Origin of the sequence: Thermococcus sp. MV11 (genome assembly GCF_012027285.1) — an archaeon.
Taxonomy (GTDB): domain Archaea; phylum Methanobacteriota_B; class Thermococci; order Thermococcales; family Thermococcaceae; genus Thermococcus; species Thermococcus cleftensis.
On record NZ_SNUD01000002.1, the window covers coordinates 27,203 to 45,476 of the forward strand.

General features: G+C 55.5%; 17 protein-coding genes and 2 tRNA genes. 4 read left to right on the forward strand and 15 right to left on the reverse strand.

Annotated elements, in window-relative coordinates; all coding sequences use genetic code 11:
• Positions 1 to 14: 14 nt before the first annotated feature.
• Positions 15 to 281: a class I SAM-dependent methyltransferase gene (locus E3E27_RS10730; protein WP_240910674.1), complete on the forward strand. Its 267-nt coding sequence runs from the start codon at positions 15 to 17 to the stop codon at positions 279 to 281.
• 13 nt (positions 282 to 294) lie between these two features.
• Entirely contained in the window at positions 295 to 669 is a 375-nt protein-coding gene (locus E3E27_RS10735; RefSeq protein WP_240910675.1) for a hypothetical protein, read from the forward strand.
• Here E3E27_RS10735 and E3E27_RS05405 read toward each other — a convergent pair whose 3' ends face one another.
• The 10 genes from E3E27_RS05405 to E3E27_RS05450 form a co-directional block, all read right to left on the reverse strand.
• On the reverse strand, positions 670 to 2,223 hold the full coding sequence (locus E3E27_RS05405; RefSeq protein ID WP_167774038.1) for an MFS transporter: 1,554 nt from the start codon (positions 2,221 to 2,223) through the stop codon (positions 670 to 672).
• A gap of 121 nt (positions 2,224 to 2,344) precedes the next feature.
• Positions 2,345 to 2,737: a DUF3267 domain-containing protein gene (locus E3E27_RS05410; protein ID WP_167773807.1), complete on the reverse strand. Its 393-nt coding sequence runs from the start codon at positions 2,735 to 2,737 to the stop codon at positions 2,345 to 2,347.
• Between the two features lie 141 nt (positions 2,738 to 2,878).
• Positions 2,879 to 3,910: a polyprenyl synthetase family protein gene (locus tag E3E27_RS05415; protein WP_167773808.1), complete on the reverse strand. Its 1,032-nt coding sequence runs from the start codon at positions 3,908 to 3,910 to the stop codon at positions 2,879 to 2,881.
• 121 nt (positions 3,911 to 4,031) lie between these two features.
• Positions 4,032 to 5,006 (reverse strand): hypothetical protein, encoded by a 975-nt coding sequence (locus E3E27_RS05420; protein WP_167774039.1) that lies wholly within the window; start codon positions 5,004 to 5,006, stop codon positions 4,032 to 4,034.
• Positions 5,007 to 5,231: 225 nt separating this feature from the next.
• The gene (locus E3E27_RS05425; protein WP_167773809.1) at positions 5,232 to 6,566 is read right to left on the reverse strand and encodes an RNase J family beta-CASP ribonuclease; all 1,335 of its coding nucleotides are present in this window, start codon (positions 6,564 to 6,566) and stop codon (positions 5,232 to 5,234) included.
• Between the two features lie 206 nt (positions 6,567 to 6,772).
• Complete coding sequence (fni, locus tag E3E27_RS05430) at positions 6,773 to 7,891, reverse strand: type 2 isopentenyl-diphosphate Delta-isomerase (RefSeq protein WP_167774040.1); 1,119 nt, start codon at positions 7,889 to 7,891, stop codon at positions 6,773 to 6,775.
• A gap of 53 nt (positions 7,892 to 7,944) precedes the next feature.
• Positions 7,945 to 8,685 (reverse strand): hypothetical protein, encoded by a 741-nt coding sequence (locus E3E27_RS05435; protein WP_167773810.1) that lies wholly within the window; start codon positions 8,683 to 8,685, stop codon positions 7,945 to 7,947.
• 56 nt (positions 8,686 to 8,741) lie between these two features.
• Positions 8,742 to 9,533 carry an isopentenyl phosphate kinase gene (locus E3E27_RS05440; RefSeq protein ID WP_167773811.1) on the reverse strand — a complete coding sequence of 264 codons (792 nt, stop codon included), beginning with the start codon at positions 9,531 to 9,533 and terminating at the stop codon, positions 8,742 to 8,744.
• Entirely contained in the window at positions 9,530 to 10,534 is a 1,005-nt protein-coding gene (locus E3E27_RS05445) for a mevalonate kinase (RefSeq protein WP_167773812.1), read from the reverse strand. The genes E3E27_RS05440 and E3E27_RS05445 overlap by 4 nt, the downstream gene beginning before the upstream one ends.
• A gap of 50 nt (positions 10,535 to 10,584) precedes the next feature.
• Positions 10,585 to 11,466 carry an MEMO1 family protein gene (locus tag E3E27_RS05450; protein ID WP_167773813.1) on the reverse strand — a complete coding sequence of 294 codons (882 nt, stop codon included), beginning with the start codon at positions 11,464 to 11,466 and terminating at the stop codon, positions 10,585 to 10,587.
• A 148-nt stretch (positions 11,467 to 11,614) separates the two neighbouring features.
• On the opposite strand from E3E27_RS05450, the gene udp reads away from it, so the two are divergent.
• On the forward strand, positions 11,615 to 12,451 hold the full coding sequence (udp, locus tag E3E27_RS05455) for a uridine phosphorylase (protein WP_167773814.1): 837 nt from the start codon (positions 11,615 to 11,617) through the stop codon (positions 12,449 to 12,451).
• Positions 12,452 to 12,933: 482 nt separating this feature from the next.
• Here the strand turns inward: udp and E3E27_RS05460 are convergent.
• A tRNA-Arg gene (locus tag E3E27_RS05460) sits at positions 12,934 to 13,011 on the reverse strand.
• Positions 13,012 to 13,116: 105 nt separating this feature from the next.
• On the opposite strand from E3E27_RS05460, the gene E3E27_RS05465 reads away from it, so the two are divergent.
• Positions 13,117 to 13,194 (forward strand) — tRNA-Gly (locus E3E27_RS05465).
• Positions 13,195 to 13,855: 661 nt separating this feature from the next.
• On the opposite strand, the gene E3E27_RS05470 is transcribed toward E3E27_RS05465, so the two are convergent.
• From E3E27_RS05470 to E3E27_RS05485, 4 genes are all read right to left on the reverse strand, one after another.
• Entirely contained in the window at positions 13,856 to 15,199 is a 1,344-nt protein-coding gene (locus E3E27_RS05470; RefSeq protein WP_240910688.1) for an NAD(P)/FAD-dependent oxidoreductase, read from the reverse strand.
• 98 nt (positions 15,200 to 15,297) lie between these two features.
• Entirely contained in the window at positions 15,298 to 16,101 is an 804-nt protein-coding gene (gene mtnP / locus E3E27_RS05475; RefSeq protein WP_167773815.1) for an S-methyl-5'-thioadenosine phosphorylase, read from the reverse strand.
• 40 nt (positions 16,102 to 16,141) lie between these two features.
• On the reverse strand, positions 16,142 to 17,443 hold the full coding sequence (locus E3E27_RS05480) for a hypothetical protein (RefSeq protein ID WP_167774042.1): 1,302 nt from the start codon (positions 17,441 to 17,443) through the stop codon (positions 16,142 to 16,144).
• A gap of 90 nt (positions 17,444 to 17,533) precedes the next feature.
• The gene (locus E3E27_RS05485) at positions 17,534 to 17,743 is read right to left on the reverse strand and encodes a hypothetical protein (RefSeq protein ID WP_167774043.1); all 210 of its coding nucleotides are present in this window, start codon (positions 17,741 to 17,743) and stop codon (positions 17,534 to 17,536) included.
• Positions 17,744 to 18,274 lie beyond the last annotated feature (531 nt).

Sequence of the window (18,274 nt, forward strand, 5' to 3'; positions counted from 1 at the left end):
GATAAAGCCCGGGCATGAACGTCCTTGAAATCGGCTGTGGTGCGCACGCATTAACGACTGTCCCGCTCGCCTACCTCGTCGGCGAAACCGGCCGCGTTGTTGCCGTGGACATGAGCAGATGGCGCTTCTTCGAGGAGATAACCTCTGCGGCTGGCTTAAAGCGCAGGATAATCCCGCTCAAGGCCGACGCGAGGGGGCTGCCTTTTCCGTTTAAGGCCTTCGATTTAGCCGTTCTCGTCCATGGAGTTAGAAGCCTGAAAAATAAGAAAACGATGGGTTAGGGTCTTCTCAGAGATGCTCCGGGTCGCGGAGAAGGTCTCCATAGCGGAGAGTCCCCCCATAGCCAACAACGAGCGTCAGGCACACCTTGAGCTCTACAACCCCCGTGAGGGTATCTTTGAGGCGCTCTTTGGCGAGAAGGACGACCTGCACTATCCAACGCTTGAGAAACTCCGGGAGCTCGTTGAGGGAGCTGGCGGAATGGTAATCGAGAGCGGAACCTTCGAGCCGGCTTTGCCGCACTACCTAGCTTATATCCCAAGGGAGTACATGGCAAAGATTGAAAACAAGAAGAAGCGCGTCGAGCTTTTGGAGCGGTGGGAAAAAGCCTACAAGGAATGGAAGAAAGGGGCGGAGCACCCGCCAGTCGGCTGGCTGTTTGCGAAGTAGTCATTCCGCGTTTTCCCCGTCTTCAACACTCTCGGGCGCTGGCGCTGCCTCTCCCTTAGGCAGGAGGAAGGAGAGCAGGGCGCTGATGACGAGGATCCCCATCATGAAGATTACCGCCACCTTCATCGTGTCTATGAAAGATGTGTTCACCATCTTCACCACGATGTCGTGGTACTCGGGCGGGATGTTCAGCTCGCCCTGCTGCATCTTGAGTATCCACTGTATGACGGCGTCCTTTATCTGCTCCTTGCTCCCCTCGATTATTCCGGACTCGTATATCTGCCTCGCGATGCTGTGGATTATGCCGAGGACGAGGACGGCACCGATGAAGGCCGTTCCGAGGGACAGGCCGAACTGCTTCTGGGCGTTGAAGACGCCGGAGGCGTCCGCCTGCTGCTCCGGCTTCGCCCCCATCATTGCCAGGTTGGTTATCTGGGAGAATATCAGCCCGAAGCCCGTTCCGTAGAGGGCCAGGCCGAGGGCGAAGTCGCTCCCTTCAACCCCTGGCTTGAGAACGCGGAGGAGGAGGTAGAGGCCGACGAAGGTGAGGGCTATGCCGAGCTGGATTATCTGCTTGGGGGTGAGGTACCTCGCGAACCTCTGGCCGCTCATCGAGAAGATGAACATCATTATCGAGAGCGGAACTATGACGAAACCCGTCTCAATGGCGTTGTAGTGGAGGTACTGCTGGACAAAGACGGGCACGGTGAACATTATGCCCGCCAGGGTCATCTGGAAGAAAATGCTGACGAGGTTCGCCACCGTGAAGACCTTGGACTTGAAGATGTCCACGTCTATGAGAACGTCCAGCCCCCGCTCCTTCCTGCGCTTCTCGTACTTCCAGAATGCCGCCAGCACCACCAGGCCGGCGACCATGAGGAGCAGAACCGGCGGGTTGGAGAGCGGGTCCATTATGAGGACCGAAAGTGTGAGCAGGAAGAGGCCGATCCCAACGAGGGCCGCTCCGACCACGTCGAGATTCATCTCCTTCTCCGGCCTGTAGTCGGAGAGTATCTTCATGTAGGCGAATATCGCCGCGGCGATGAAGGCCTCCATGAAGAAGCCGAGACGCCAGGTGATGTAGGTCGTGAAGAAACCGCCTATTATCGGACCGAATGCCGCGGCGGCCCCGCCGACGCCGCCCCAGACGCCGAAGGCGAAGGCCCTGTCCTTGCCGGTGTACTCCTTCGTTATATAGGTGACCGTCGCGGGCATCATCATCGAGGCGCCGATGCCCTCCAGGATTGACCACCCCAGGAGAAGAACGGCGAGGTTTGGAGCGAGGGCCGCCATGAGTGTTCCGACCGTGTAGATGACCAGCCCTCGGAAGAAGACCTTCTTCGTGCCCCAGATGTCGGCCAGCTTCGCGCCTGTTATCATAAACGCCGCCATTACAAGGGCGTAGAGGGTTATCGCGCTCTGGACACCCGTCACGGTCGTGTTGAGGTCGGCGACGAGGGCGCTTATTGAGACGTTCATCATCGTCGTATCGATGAACATGATGAAGAGCGCCGCGCTCATTATGATGAGAACTCCCCACTTGGACTGTCCCATGCTGTTCACCAGAGGATAATTAGGGGGAGTGATGTTATAAAACTTGCCTAACCATTCTCAACGACGACTTCAACGCGGCCCATGATTATTACCACGAGAAAAAGCAAAAGAATCGCGACCTTCAGGGCAGTTGAAAGCCACCTTGGATACGAGAGGGGACATCTGCATCGGAGCGGAGGGTCGTTCCATCGTCGAAGACTTTCGCATCGGGGTGCATTCTGAGGAGCGAAAGGACCATGAGGAAATCACCCGCCATGCCAGCCGTGTTGAAGACATAGGCGAGAGCCCAGAAGTTGGAACGGAGGAGCCAGGCCAGGGACAGGAAGGTGGCCGATAGGAGGAGCGGGACAAGCGAGACAACGGCGTATTCCCTCGCGCGAAGGGGAGTTTCAATGGCTATGAAAGGGGCAACGATGAGCTTTCCAAAGGTGGTAATTCCGAACCGAACCTTGGCACCAAAAACTTTGGCAACAAGGCATGCAGCCCTTCGTGGAGCGGAACGAGAACCACCCAAGGTAGAACAAGGAGGTAAAGGAAATCACCGAGGAACCTATCGAGACCTCCAGCCACGGCACCGCCAGGGCCGAAACGACGAGTAGCAGAAAAGAGAGAATAACGACGTCGGAGGAATAATCCGAGAGCCTCAGCTCCCCCATCAGAACTCCCTCTCGACGAGGAACTCGGCGAGCAGCTCCAAATCCTTCCTGGCTTCGCTCTCGGGGAGTATCTTTAAAGCCTCATTCGCTTCCTTCACGAGGTTCTTGGCGTATTCCGCAGCGTAGTCTATGCTGCCGTACTTCCTGAGGAGTTCAATGGCCTTAGCGACTTCCTCCTTTACTTTCTCATCGTGTATGAGGGCGTCGCCCTTGGCGTCGCCGGCGTACTTTCCGAAGACCTTCAGGAACTCGGCCTTGTCCTCCTCGCTGGCCTTGCTGAAGAAGTGGCTGACTATCAGCGTCTTCTTGCCCTTCCTAATGTCGCTGCCGACGGGCTTTCCGAGCTTCTCCTCATCTGCTACCAAGTCGAGAACGTCGTCCCATATCTGGAAGGCTACCCCGACGTTCATTCCCCACCTGGCTAGGGCCTTTATGTACTCCTCGTTATCGGTCCCGACTATCGCACCTATCTCCGCGGAGCCCTCAAAGAGAGCCCCTGTCTTGCCGCTTATCATCTTGAGGTACTCATCGACCGTAACCTCCTCCCTGGTCTCGAACTCGATGTCGAGGGCCTGTCCCTCGCAGAGCATGTTGGAGGTCCTGACGAGAACGTCAAGAATCCTTGCCTTCTTCTCGGGGCTCACCCCGGCCCTAGCGATGGCCTCGAAGGCCTTGCTGAAGAGAAGGTCTCCAGCCAGAATCGCCATGTTCACGCCCCAGAGCCTGTGGACTGTGGGCCTTCCCCTGCGGAGCTCGTCCATGTCCATTATGTCATCGTGGACTAGGGAGTAGTTGTGTATGAACTCGACCGCCGCCGCGGGATAGAGCGCCTTCTCTGGGTCTCCGCCCACGGCTTCCGCCGCACGGAGAACCACGAAGGGCCTAACGCGCTTTCCGCCGGCGAGCGGATAGTGTCTGGACGCCTCATAGAGGGCCCTCGGCTCCTTCTCGGGGATAAGCTCAAAGATGACCTCATCAACGTCTCTGGCCAGCTCCTTAACCCTTGCGAACAGCTCATCGTACCTGCCCATTCTATCACCCCGTGAGAGATGAAAGTAACCAAATGAGGAAAAGGTTCAACCTTTATGAGCTTTGCTATAATCACACCAAATAAAAAGGAAGAAAAGTTTTCAACGGGCCCAATTGCGAAGCTCAACCGTTTTCTTTTTTGATGTATCTGAAAGTGCCCCTGCAGTAAAATCCGGTTCCTTCAAGAAGCCCAAAGTACACACAGCCACCGGGGTATATCCTCGCCCACCCGTGAATCACGTCGCACAGGCACTCGGGATCCCGGTCAAACCTCCTCCTGAAGATGACCTCGGAACCATTGAAGAGCAACACCTCGCCATAGTTCGGACTACCGTCTTCGTAGGGCATCTGAAAGCCGAAAACTGTGTAGTTACCCGCAGAGAGGAGAAACTCGTTGTTCACCTGGTATCTCCCGGAGGAAGAAAAATTAAACCTCTCGACCAAGCCGTTACCCCCGTAGACGTACAGGTAATTGCAAACGTCTCCAGCAGACACCGGAAGGGATACCATGTTTCCAAAACTCCTCGGGAGTTCCGCTATGAAAAGGTATTCACTGCTATTCGAGATCAGTATCCTCGGGTAGGACACGCCTTTTTCGTAGCCCTCTCCACCGTCATCGGTTCGCGTTATCTCCCAGATGTAAGGAGGCTGGGGTTCGTGCACCCAGAGAAGATGACCCGTATAATCGTACGCTTCTATTCTCGTCACCCCAACCATGGCGGTGATGTTCCGGGAATCCTCCTCGTAAGTCCTGCCAATCCTGACATTTACAATGGGAATACCCCTGACCTCAGGAACCGTTTCAGCCACCACGAACCCCCACGGGAAGAAATACGCCTCTGAAACGTTCAGGAAAACTTTAGTGTCGTTCCTAAAAATCACGTAGCCGTAGGTGGCCCGCACCACGGTAACGTTTCCGTACTCGGCCAGGGTATCGAGTTCGATAACTCCGTACGGCACCTCAGTTAGTAGATAGGTTGGGTTTGCCGAGCCACTAGGGGCTGAAGTACCCGAGGCGTCGGTGTTCTCAACGTCTTCAATACACGCAGATGAAAAAACAACAAGAATTAGCAGTATGGACACCATGGTTTTCCTCATATCCACCAGTCCCCCGCTGCCTCAATCCGCTCTTGGTGCCAAATGTTAGAGGATATTTTCAGTATCTCATGAGTTCCACTTGTGGTGAAGGTGCAATAGATTTTTGACTAGCATGACTTATAAATATTCCCTTATTCTGGGGTAACAAAAACCCACGCACTTCAGCCACTACCACCAGCTACCAAAAAGTAGTTACAGAATTATGAAAAGAGATCCAGTATAACTCTACGGAATCTCCACCTTGTAGCCGTTCCTCGACACGAAGACGTCCCTGCCTATGAGGTATCCCTCCTCCTCGGCCAGTTCGGCGTAGTGGGTGAGCATTCTGAACTCACCGTGGGCGGGAACGATGTTCTCGGGATTGAGCATTCTTATGAGGTAGCGGTGGTCCTCCCTGCTGGCGTGGCCGGAGACGTGGAGATCCTTGATCATTCTGACTCCCTTCATCTTGAGCTTCGTCTCGAGGACGTAGCGCTGTGCCCTGTTGAGGGGGTTCGGTATCGTTCCGGCTGAGAAAACAACCGTGTCCCTTTTCCCGATGTCGTAGAGCTCGCCGTTGGCCATTCTGGTAAGTATCGCTCCCGGCTCGCCCTGGTGGCCAGTAACGATGAGAAGGTAGTTCTCCCTTGCCCCTGAGACCTCGGCGAGAACCTTCCTTATGGCGTTCGGGCTCCTCACCGCGCGGGCACCCTTCATTCTTATCAGCCCAAGCTGCTTGGCTATGCCGGTGTACTTCGCCAGCGAGCGGCCGACAAAAACTGCCTGCCTGCCCATCTTGTTGGCTATCCATATGAGCTCCTGGAGCCTGGAGATGTGGCTGGCGAAGGTGGTCGCTATCAACCCGTCGGCCTCCATTCCCTCGTAGAGGAAGAAGTCCTCGAGGAGCATCTGGGCAACCGCTTCACTTGGCGTTTTGGTCGGCTCGGAGACGCGCGTTGATTCCGGAATGAGAACCTTGACGCCCTCCTTGCCGAGCTCCTTAAGGCGCTTGTAGTCAGGCCTCTCGCCGAGCGGGTTGTTGTTGTCGAACTTGAAGTCGCCCGTGTGAACCACCGCCCCCTCGGGCGTGTGAACAACCACCATGGCCGCCTGGGGAATGGAGTGAGTTATCTGGACGAACTCTATCGCCAGGTTCTCACTCACCTGGACTATCTCACCAAACTGGGTCTCGTACATCGGGTTCTTGACCTCGAAGTACTGCTCGCTCTTGACCTCGCTCTTGGCGAGCTTTATCGTGTAGGGAGTGCCGTAGATCGGAACGTCCGGGTAGTGGGGGGCGAGCTTGCCGATGGCCCCGATGTGGTCGAGGTGACCGTGGGTGAAGGTTATGGCGACGACCTTCTTGTTCCTCAAGATCGAGTCATCTGGAATGGCGCCGAGCTTCTGGAGCTCCTTGGTGGGGAACTGCTGAATGTTCACGTCCTCATGAATGAGAACGCGGTCGAGCCTTATGCCCATGTCGATTATGACGACCTCTTCCCTACCGTCATTGGAGTAACCGACGGCGGTCATATTCTTGCCGACTTCCTCGTAACCGCTAATGGTGTAGATTTTTATCATGTCTATTCCTCCTGCTTCCCCAGGCCTCTCCCGAGGCGTGGGGCTGCGTTGGTCTTAGTTGCGGACAGGGGTTTAAAAAGGTGTGCGTTCCCGGGTAGAGAAGAGAAAGCCCAGCGCCGAAGCGGAGACTATGGCGGTGGGGACAACGATGAAGGAACCACAGATGGACTCGACAAAGCGGAAAAGGAGAGGCCTCCTCAAAGCCATCACCTGTTCCTGAGGTACGCCGGCAGGTCAATCCTCTGCTCGAGCCACTCCCTCGTGAAGCCCGTAACCACGAGCGGAACCGTCCTGAGCTCCTCAACGTTCCTTGCCCCGACGAGGAACATGGCGTTCCTTATCTCATCTATGTAGCGCCTGAGGATTTTGATGACCCCCTCGACATCGCCCTTGACCGCTGGTTTGAGGAGCGGTAAAGCGACGCCGGCAAAGGTGGCACCCATGGCTAAGGCCTTGGCCATCGTTATTCCGTCGCGCATTCCGCCGGTGGCGATAATTGGCAGATCCGTTGAGTAGCGGACCTCTGCAACGCTTATTGCCGTCTTAATCCCCCAGTCCCAGAAGCGAAGGGCCAGGTTCCTACCCATCTCGTCCTTTGCGCGGTAGTACTCGACGGCGCTCCAGCTCGTCCCTCCGAGGCCGCCGACGTCAATCGCGTCTATGCCTATGCTCTCGAGCCTTATAGCTACCTCCATTGAAACGCCGGCACCGGTTTCCTTCGCTATAATCGGATAGGGGAACTCGGCCTTGAGCTCGGCTAAAGCTTTCAAAACACCCCTGTACTGCGTGTCCCCCTCCGGCTGGACGCTCTCCTGGAGCGGGTTCATGTGGATTGCAAGAGCGTCCGCCTGAATAGTCTCGACGGCCTTCAAAGCCTCCTCGATGCCGTAGCGCTCAGGGATAGTCTCGGAGAACTGGGGAGCGCCAAGGTTGCCGACGAGGAAGACGTCCGGAGCGACGTCGCGAACGTAGTAGCTCTCCCAGGTTTCCGGCCTCCTTATCATCGCCCTCTGGCTTCCGACGCCCATCGGTATGTTCAGCTCCTGAGCAGCTTTCGCTAAAGTCTTGTTTATCCTTCCCGCGAGCTGGGAACCCCTGGTTCCTCCCGTCATTCCTGCTATGAAAATCGGGTAGTCAAACTTCCTTCCCAGAAATTCGACGCTTAAATCGATCTCGTCCTTGTCCATCTCGGGCAGGCTCATATGGACGAAGTGGACATCCTCAAAACCGTTGCTCACGTGGGCCTGGACGTTCCTCTTAAGGCAGTGCTCTATGTGCTCGAACTTCCTGATGATAGTTAGCTCCTCCCTATCAAAAGCCTCCATTTCAACCACCGGAGAAAGTTGAGGCGGGAGGTTAAGAGGTTTTTGGGCCTTCATTAACCGCCAGCGGAGGAACACGGCAACGTTGCGTTGAAGACCCTCACCTCCACCCAGCCGCCGCGCTCACCGAGGTACATCTCGACCCAGTGGGAGGTGTTGAAGTCAAAGAGCACCTCCAGGGTGCCGTTGCCGAAGCCGGGATAGTCTGGGCCGAGGTGAAGCTCCGGCCGGAGGTCGATGTAATCCGGATTAACCCCCTCTCCACCGGTGTCGTGGAAGTACGCGAGGATTACGGGGATAACCGAACAGCGGGACCAGTTTGTGGCCCTAATGGGAACCTCTATCCTGCCGCCGCTCACGTTTGGGGGAACGAGGTAGACCGCCCTCACCATCTCAACCTTCGGAACGGCCCAGCCGGGGGTGTCGTAGTACCAGACGGTGTAAATAATCTCGCTCCCGTTCACCTGCCTTCCCGATGGGTAAACGGTGAGGTTCACCCCTGGAAAGCCACCTATGATAGGGTAAACGCCTCCGGATATATGGACCCCTGAGGGATAGAACAGAAAAATCGAGTCGCGGCCGCTCACGAGCCGCTCCAGGGGCTTCCTCTGGAGGTGCCATTCGACTACAAAGGCCGATCCGTTCGACGTCTCCACACGGGAACCATTAATCCCAAGCTCATCGGAACTGGCCATGAAGTTCTTCAGCAGGCCCAGTTCCGCGGCCCTTTCAATGCCTAGGAACGTCCACCCGAAGACGACGAGCACGAGTATGAGTGCCAGAGTCTTTTTCACCATCGCGGATCCCGATGGGGATATCCAGAAGAAAATAAAAGGTTTACGCTTGAAAGGCGTTACAAGGCTATTCTCGTCCCGAAGCCGTCGCCCCTTATTGCCCCGCTCAGTCTTCCATAAACCTTCCCGTTCACGAACCAGACCTCCGAGTGCTCGGCTATCTTCTTGGCCTCCTGGAGCTTGTTGCAGATGCCACCGGTGACGTCCGTCCCCGCGGCGGTGCAGTGGAGCCTCTCTAGGAGGAAGTCTATCTCCTCCTTCCGGAGCTCCTGAATCATCTCCCCCTCACCGGGCTTTCCGTCGTAGATTCCATCGACGTCCATGAGGAATATAACCTTGTCTGGCTCGAGCATCTTGGCGAGGTATGTGATGATCTGGTCGCCGGAAAGTATGTCGATGCCCTTCGCCAGGTCGATCGAAACGTCGCCGAAGAGAACAGGAATGAACTTCAGCTCGAGGAGCCGCTCGATGACCTCCAGGTCACCGTAGGCAACCTCTCCATTCTCGGTGATGAAGACTGAGGAGGTCGAGACCGAGAAGGCGGGAAGGTTTTCCCTGAGGAAGGCCTCTATGAAGCTGGCGTTAGCTCTAAGCATCGCCTGGTGGGTTCTTGTAAACCCTATCCTCCTGAGGTGAGCCTTCTCCCAGTTCCCGGGAAGGCCCTCCCTTATTCCGTACCTCTTCGCCTCCGGGTGACCAAAGCTCCCTCCCCCGTGAACGACTATGAAGCTCTCGTCGGGATAAAAGGAAGCGATCTCCCTCGCTATGTTCCTGACGGTCTCACCCTCAAAGTTCTCCGGCTCACCCTTCTTGTCGCTGAAGACGCTTCCCCCAACCTTGACGATTATCATGGCAGAACCTCCTCTATCCTGAGCCCCTCCCCGCTTATGCGCGTTATCATCGGCGTTCCACCGGCTATGGTTATGGCCGTTGCCACTTCGCTCTGGTTCTCCGGGGCAAGGGCGTACATGCAGCCACCGCCGCCGGCGCCGGTTATCTTAGCGCCCAGCGCTCCGGCGGTCCTGGCGGCATAGACCAGCTCGCTGAGCTTTTTAGTCGAGACTCCGAGGGCATCGAGGAGACCGTGGTTTATGTTCATCAGCCTTCCGAGCTGGGCAAAGCGGACGTCTTCGTCAAGCTCCGAGAGGAGCACGTCCCGGGCCTTCTCGACTATCTTACCCATAGCCACGAGTACCGGCTCGATGACCTCAGGCATCTCCTCGTAGGTTCTCCTCACCATCGCGACGAGTTCCTTCGTTGAGCCGCTCGAGCCGGTGTAGCCGACAACGATGGGCAGTTCCATGAAGGGTAAACGCTCGAACTTCCCTTTCTCGTAGTGAATGAAGCCACCAATGGCAGAGACAGTCGGGTCTATTCCGCTCGACGCCCCCTGAACGAGGAGCTCAACCTGGTGGCCAAGCTTTCCTACCTCCTCGTTGCTCAGCTCGAGGCCGAGGAGCCTTGAGACCGCCCCGATGGTCGCCACCGCCACCGCCGCCGATGAACCGAGGCCGGCACCGACTGGAATTTGGGACGTTATCGAGACGGTTATGCCCCTTCCGTTAGCATCGGCCTCTTCTCTCACCAGTTCTATCGCCTGGCGGACGTAGCTGAGAACCTCAGCGGCTTTGCCGTAGTCGCTCTCGAAGTAAATCTCGTCCTCGGAGAATGAAACGGTTAAACCTGGGACGCGTATGTCCTTCGCCTCTATCCGTATTGCCCCATTATCGTTGAACTCTGCCCACACGTAGGTTCTCAGGTCGATGGCGGCCGCTATCGCTGGCTTTCCATAGACAACGCTGTGCTCGCCGAACAGGATAATCTTCGCCGGAGCGGAAGCCAAAACCCTCATTTTGAACCCTCCCGGAGTGAAAGGAGTGAAAGTTTATGTGGCTTTTGGTCTTACCTTCTCATCACGATGCTCGCGTAGCCCACAACCGCCTCGGTTGAACGGCTCACCTCGTAGCTCGTCGTGTAGCGGAGGAGCTCGGCCTCAAGCGCTCCAGCGGAGCGCGAGTAAACGATTGCGGTTCCAACAGCCCCCGGCCCACACATCGTATGGTTCATCTCACGGAGCTCTCTAAACAAGCCGTCCACGTCGAAGTCGAGGATTCTCCTGACGAGCCGGAAGTCCCACTCCTTTATCCTGTGGGGGAGCTCGTCGGCCCTAACGCGGAAGGGCACGTAGCCGTACATAGCTCCATAGTGCATAAAGTCCGTGCTCGCTATAACAACAACGTCCCTGCCGAGCTCCTGCGAGGCTTCAAAGATTGCCCTCCCAAGGGCCCTCGAAACCTCCTCGTCCTGGATTCCGAGGGTTATTGGGACTATCCTGACCTTCTTTCCGGCGAGTTCGGCCAGATACTGAATGAAGGGAACTTGAACCTCGATGGAGTGCTCGTACTTGTGGGCCAGCTCGTCTAAATCGGCTATGCCCGAGAGCCTGGCTATCGCCTTCGCCATCTCCGCATCAACTTCGATTTCTCCGAGCGGGGTCAACCACTCGCCGGAGGGATAGACAGCTATCGGCGAGCCAAGGCCGGTGTGGTTTGGACCGAGGATTACGAAGGTCTCTGGGAGACCGTCCTCAAAGATTGCCTTGTAGGTCCTCGATGCAGTGTAGCCGGAGAATATATAACCCGCGTGAGGTGCAACGCCAGCGGTGATTCTTCTCTCACTTCCCTCCTCTCCCAGGTCATTGAAGAACTCCTCCAGCATCTCGATGAGGCTTTCATCAGCGGGATAGAAGCTTCCAGCCACAGCCGGATACCGAACCTCCGTCATTCTCTCACCTCCGACAGGTACTGGGCTTCAAACTTTAAATACCTTCAACCCGTCCCGGACGCTGAGAGGATTCCGAAGAATACTACCACCCAAGGCTTTTTTAGGTCAGAGGTCTATACCGGTATCACAACGGCGATGGGTGGTCACAATGGGAGAGAAGTTCGTTTCAGCTGAGAGGCCGCAGACGGAAGAGGGCTACCAATACCACATAGCCTGCAAGCCCGGCGACGTGGCAAGGTACGTCCTCCTCCCCGGCGACCCCGAGAGGGTGCCGAAGATAAGCTCGCTCTGGGACGAGGCCAAAGAGATAGCCTTCCACCGTGAGTACAGAACGCACACGGGTAAGTACAAAGGCGTGCCGATAAGCGTGACCTCGACAGGGATAGGCGGACCCTCAACGGCGATAGCGATTGAGGAGTTAGCGGCGATAGGGGCTGACACCTTCATTAGAGTCGGCTCGACCGGTGCAATCCAGCCCGGAATGGAAATCGGGGACCTGATTATAGCTAAAGCGGCCGTCAGGCTTGAGGGGACGTCAAAGCAGTACGTAAGGGTCGAGTACCCTGCGGTGGCCGACTTGGAGGTCACTTTAGCGCTCATCGAGGCCGCTGAAACGCTGGGCGTTCGCTACCACATCGGCATAACGGCCTCAACCGACAGCTTCTACCTCGGCCAGGGGAGGCCGGGCTTAAACGGCTACTTCCCGAGCTTCGCAAGAAACATCCTCGACGACTTGAGGCAGGCAAGGGTTACCAACTTCGAGATGGAAGCGGCGACGCTTTTCACACTGGCAAACATCTACGGTCTAAGAGCTGGCTGCGTATGCGCTGTCTTTGCCAACCGCGTTACGAACGAGTTCGGAAAGGCCGGAGAGAGGGAAGCGGCGCTGGTTGCAAGCGAGGCGGTAAAGATACTCGCCGAGTGGGACGAGGAGAAGGAGAAGAAAGGCAAGAAGGTCTGGTTCCCCGGGCTGAGAAGAATTTGACACCCGGTTTTGGTTTTGTTATATTCTTCCGGAGACGTCTTGCGAAGATTTCTTTTCTCTTATTGGTGCCCTTCGGGCGCCCTGTGGAATGAAACACTCACAAAAGAACAAGTTCATGAGAAACCCACCCAAAAAAACGAGCAACTATCAGAATACACCTAATCTTCCGCCAGCATTGCAGAAGACGCTTAGGAAAGAGCTTCACCGAAAGTTAGTAGCTCTCCGTCAAAAGGCCCAGGAGGGAGGATTTTACTCATTGAATGCCCATCTTTCAGGTGAGAACATGTCAGGTAAGCCCCGATAAAGGGTTTACTCTCCCCCATGACGCCCGAAGGCGTCGATTTAAAGGTCAAACCGTGCTCAAAGGACAATTGAAATGTTCTAAAGTTCAATTGGTCATTCAAAGAGAAAATCTCACAGAATTTAACTTTTGAGAAGGAGCTACCAGCTTTGATGAAACTTTTGTTTGGCAAAAGTTTCTATGGCGCCCCGGCGGGGATTTGAACCCCGGACCTCGAGGTCCGCAGCCTCGCGCCCTATCCAGACTAGGCCACCGGGGCACTGCCCGCTAACCCTTCTCGGAAACGCTTTATAAATTTAACCGTTCGGGAGAACCGAAAGATTTATAAATCACCCGCAGGTGAGTATGTAACGGGCCGCGGAGTGCGGTGGTAGTCTAGCCTGGTCTAGGACAGCGGCCTGCCACGCCGCTGGCCCGGGTTCAAATCCCGGCCACCGCACCATTCTAACAAACTTCGCCTGCGCGAAGTTTGATCAAGGTTCGTAGCTCCTTACTTGAAGTGCAATTCTTGACGAGGTTTTCTCACTTCAAAACCAACATTTTGATGGAGAACTCTCTCGCGGATTCCTTGTGAAGGGATTTACCTAAAAGACGCCCAAAGGGCGTCAAAGAGAAACAAATCCACAGATAAACCGGTACTTGGACGGCTGTTCTTTCCAACCTCATAAAACCCTCAGAAGAGAAAAACCAAACTTCCCAAACACGGCAACGCGAAGAGCTACAAACTTTTGGTGAAGCTTTTTTAAAAGCCTCCTATACTCTCAAACCCCCGGAGTGGGGCTACGCCCCCACACCCTCAATTTAAGCCTGCGCAAGCGTTGACGGAAAACTCGCGTGCAATTCCAAGAGTGCTTGGTCTCTGAGTGGTTTACTCTCCAATTGGCAGTTTTACAGTGTTTCACTCTCCTCAAGGCGTCCAAAGGACGCCAGAATAAAAAGTGAAACAGTCCAAGAGGCAGGTTTTGATATTGAACCCTATTCGCGGGCAGATTTTGGAATGCACGCTTTGATTCCTGCCAGTTTGACAAAGGAGAATTCTTTGATCAAACTTTTTCCAAAAGGCCAAAACAAAAAGAAGAGAAGAGATGAACTCGCACGACCCCTCAGGTTCTAAGCTTTGCCAGAGCATCTTCCGCGGCCTGGAGGATCTGGTAGCCAACGGGTGAAGCCGTGAGGAGCGGGTGCGTCGCTATCTGGAGCGTGTAGAGCTCGCTGGCGGTGAGCCTCTTCTGTATCGCCAAGGCCAGGATATTTATCATCTCTCCAACGCTCTTTCCGCCCGCTATCTGGGCACCGAGGATCGCTCCCCGGTCGCGGGAGAAGATCAGCTTAACAGTCACCATCGAAGTGTCGGGGAACTTCGCCGGGTGCCTGTCAGGGCCCTTTCCGTAGCCGACTATGACCTCGAAGCCTTCCTTTTTGGCGGCTTCCTCGGTCAAGCCAGCGGCCGCGAGGGTGAGGCCGGCTATGTGGGTTGAGTAGACCCCTATCGTCCTCCTGTTCTCCCTCACGATTTGGAGCTTGAAGAGGTTCGCGCCGGCGATCCTGGCTTCAAAGGTGGCCGTCGAGGCGAGCATGAGGGGGTATGGCTTACCCGTGAAGAAGTCCCTGTGCTCGACGCAGTCACCGACCGCGAAGATGTCGGGGTGAGACGTTCTCATGTACTCGTCGGTCCATATGCCGTAGCGCGTGACCTTAAGCCCGGCCTTGACGGCAAGCTCGACGTTGGGGCGGTAGCCGACGGAGAGTATCACGAGGTCGGCGGGAAGTTCGGTTCCGTCAACGAGCCTGACCTTCTCGACCTTCCCATCGCCTAAAAGCCTCTCGACCTGGCCGTAGACAACATTGATGCCCCTCTCCTTAAGCCTCTCCTCTACCATATCGCTGAACTCGGGGTCAAAGGAGCTCCTTAGCAATCTGCTCCTGACAACGAGCGTGACGTCCTTGCCGAGCTTCCTTATCTCGTCGCCGACCTCGAGGGCTATGAAGCCTCCACCAACTATGACGACCCTCTGGGCTTCCTCAACCCTCTCACGGAGCTCCTTGAGGTAGCGGTAGTCCTTCGGAACGGTGTAGACTCCCTCCAGCTCGCCTCCCGGGAAGTCCGGCTTTGCCGGCTTCGAACCAGTCGCTATGACGAGCTTCTCCCAGCGGATTTCCTTCCCCGACTTGGTTCTCACGAGCTTCCCCCGCGGGTCTATCTCCGTGACCTCATCAGTGAGGATTTCGACGCCGAGGGGCTCGAGGAACTTCTCGACGGGAAGTATGTCATCATCAACGCCCCCGAGAGTTCCGAAGATGTAGGGAATGCCGCACGGAATCATACCCACTTCCTCTCTCTTTATGAGGAGAACGCTCTTGTCCGGGTAGAACTTCCTGGCAGAGATGGCTGTCGTGATTCCCCCGGCGCTCGCCCCTATAACCACAACGTCGTACTTCATTTCCATCACCGAAAGAATTAGGGCAGCCTACTATTAAACACTTTCTTTAACCTCGAGTTCAAAACGTAAGCACTTCTGAGGGGAGAAAAGAACAGGGAAGGACATCAGTCTCCGGTAGCGCCCTTCAGGGCGTCCTTGCAGGCGCAGTGCCTCTCCTTCGGAATGTACTTGATGGACTTCATGAGGAGGTACTTAATCTCTTCGCTCTTCCTGGCCATCAGCTCGACGACCTCGGTGTGGGTGAGCTTCTCCCTGCTTATACCCGCTGCGAAGTTCGTAACTATTGCCACACTGGCGTAGCACATCTCGAGCTCGCGGGCGAGAACTGCTTCGGGACACTGGGTCATGCCAACGACGTCGGCACCGAGTATCTTGAGCGCCCTGATTTCGGCCTTCGTCTCGAACCTTGGACCCTCCATGCAGGCGTAGGTTCCAGTGGGGTGATACGTAAAGCCGAGCTCCTTGGCAGCGGTGATGAGGGCCTTCCTCAGCTCGGGACAGTAGGGATCGGTGAAGTCCACGTGGGCGACGAACTTCCTGTCGTGGGGGCTATCTTCACCGTCGTAGAAGGTGTAGTGTCTAGTTTTAGTGAAGTCCATGAGCTGATCCAGGATTACGAAATCGCCGGGCTTCATCAGCTCGTTGAGCGAGCCAACTGCCGAGGTCGAGAGGATCCTCTCGACGCCGAGCTCATAGAGCGCCCAGATGTTGGCGCGGTAGTTTATCTTGTGTGGAGGAACACTGTGCCCCTCGCCGTGCCTTGCCAGGAATGCTATTTCCTCCCCATCGTACTCACCTAGCTTCACCCGGACCTTTCCGTAGGGCGTGCTCACGAACTCCTCCCTGACGTTCTCAAGCAGCTTGGGGTCGTAGACTCCGGAGCCTCCAATAATTGCTATCCTTGGCATGGTATCACCTGGAAGAAGAAATGGTGGGGGCCTTAAAACGTTAGCCCCCCTCCCAGAGACTCTTCTGGTACTCCGCCCTCTCGTGTATGTCCTCCAGAACCTCACCCTTAGCCTGAAGCTCCAGTATCTTGGTCAGTATCTCGCTGAGAAGCCAGGAGCCCCACTTGGGATCCCGTACCTCAAGGGCCGCATCTATCGCCCCATCGATGTCACCGGCCTTGAGCTTGGCCACGGCGATGCTTCCAAAAGCGAGGGAGCGCAGGTAGTGGCCGCGGACGCGGGAGGCAAACTTCCAGGCCTTCTCAAAGTCCCCCAGCTTGGAGAGATACGTCGCCACCTTCACCAGAACGGCGTCCTCCTTAGTCCGCTCGCCTATCGACTTAACGAGTTCGGCGTACCCCCCATCGACGGGCCTGGAAAGGAGCTGGTCCATCACGAAGACAGCCATGCGCTCGTACTCCTCACCCTTAAGAAGCCCCAAGAGCCTCTTCAGGATATCAACCTTGTCGGCAGAAGCCCTCACGATGCCCTCAAGAACCTTCCACCTCTGCTCCTCCGGCAGCTTCTTCAATATTCCCATTACAAATTCCAGTTCTCCCTGGCTGCCCAGACCTATCAGGAGGGAGTTGAGGACGTCCGAGCCCGCTTCCCCGGAAAGGGACAGGGCTATGTCAACGAACTTCTCATAGGTAGCTTTTGGGACGTCTGAGGTCTTTAGGTAGATCGCGACCTCCTTCATCGCTTCACCCAGCCAATACTCACTCCTCAGCTCCGACAGAACTCTTATCGCGCTTCCAAATTCCTCGCGCTTCAGGTGCTCCTTGATGGCCTCGATGGCCGCTATCGAGTGCCACGGCTCTTCGTCGATCTGCCCTATTATCATGGCCGCCTTTCTCATGTTCCCCCTCTTTAGGTATACCCTGAGGATCCTCAGTAGGAGGTCGTTCCTCTTGACGGTGTCCTTAATGTCGGAGACGTAGAACAGGGCATCGTCCACCAGGCCCAGCTCGAGAAGCCTCATCACCAGCTCGTTCAGAAGGTCGTCCCTGACGGCGTCAGGAAATTCAACTATAGCGTCGTGAGCCTGCCCAAAGACTTTCCTGGCCGTCTTGGAGCCGGTCAGCCAGAGGTAGGTGCCTATCTCCAAGAGCGCCCTGACCATAAGAACGGGGTTCTCTATCGAGGAGGCGGCGTTGAAGGCGTACTTGAAGGCCGTCCCATACTCTGGTTTCCTGGCCTTGTACATGTAGTAGCCAATTTTAGCGTAGGTAACCGCCCTGAGGTACTTGTCCCTTATGTCAGCGGCCAGACGAAGGGCCTCACGGTAAACGTCAGCGGCCATTATTTCCACCGGAAAATTTACGATGTGGAAGTATTTAATGATTTCCAACGGACAAAACAGAACGGACTGAATCAGGCAAAAAGCGAAAGTTCAGCCGAGGTCGTCGTAGACGACGCCAACGACCTGTCCATCGTCGAGGGAGACGAAGCTCACCTTGGTTTTCCTGCCGCTCTTGGGGTCGATAACGACGAAATCTGGCTTCGACAGGTAGTTACTGCGTGGAATTCTCCAAACATCGCCGTAATGAGTCTTTAACTCCCTCAAAAATCTCTTAGTATCTTTCTTAATCACCGTTGTCATGGGTGTCACCACTAACTTATACCACTTTAAAATATAAAAGGCTTTCCCATAGACATTCGTTAAAGATAATATCGTCAATTGTCTAATCACTGAACCTTGCGCACACCAGAGAGCCCCTTGGAACCCCAAGCTCCCGGCGCTTGGGCACACTCCGCCTTGAGGGCAGACTCAGCTATAGAATCCGTCAGGGCCCTTCCAATAGCATCGTTGATTATTGGTCATTACCTGTAGTGAATCCTCATAACACCACCGACGGAGAATAGAAAAGTGGCTTATTAAATCAATCAACAAACCGATTTTATCACTCCATCAGCCCCTCAACGTACTCGAGCTCCTCGGGAATGGCCTTCCTCCTTCTCCTCTCCATCTCCCTCTCAACCATGTAGCTGTAGAGGTGGGCCAGAGGTATCATCTCTCTCACCCCCTTTCAGCTGTTCCCGATTATATATAGCCCCTTATGTGTTTAAAAGGATTGTCAGCCTCCAAATTTTCATAGATGCCTCCGAAAGTCCGTTATTCTGCTAAAAAAGC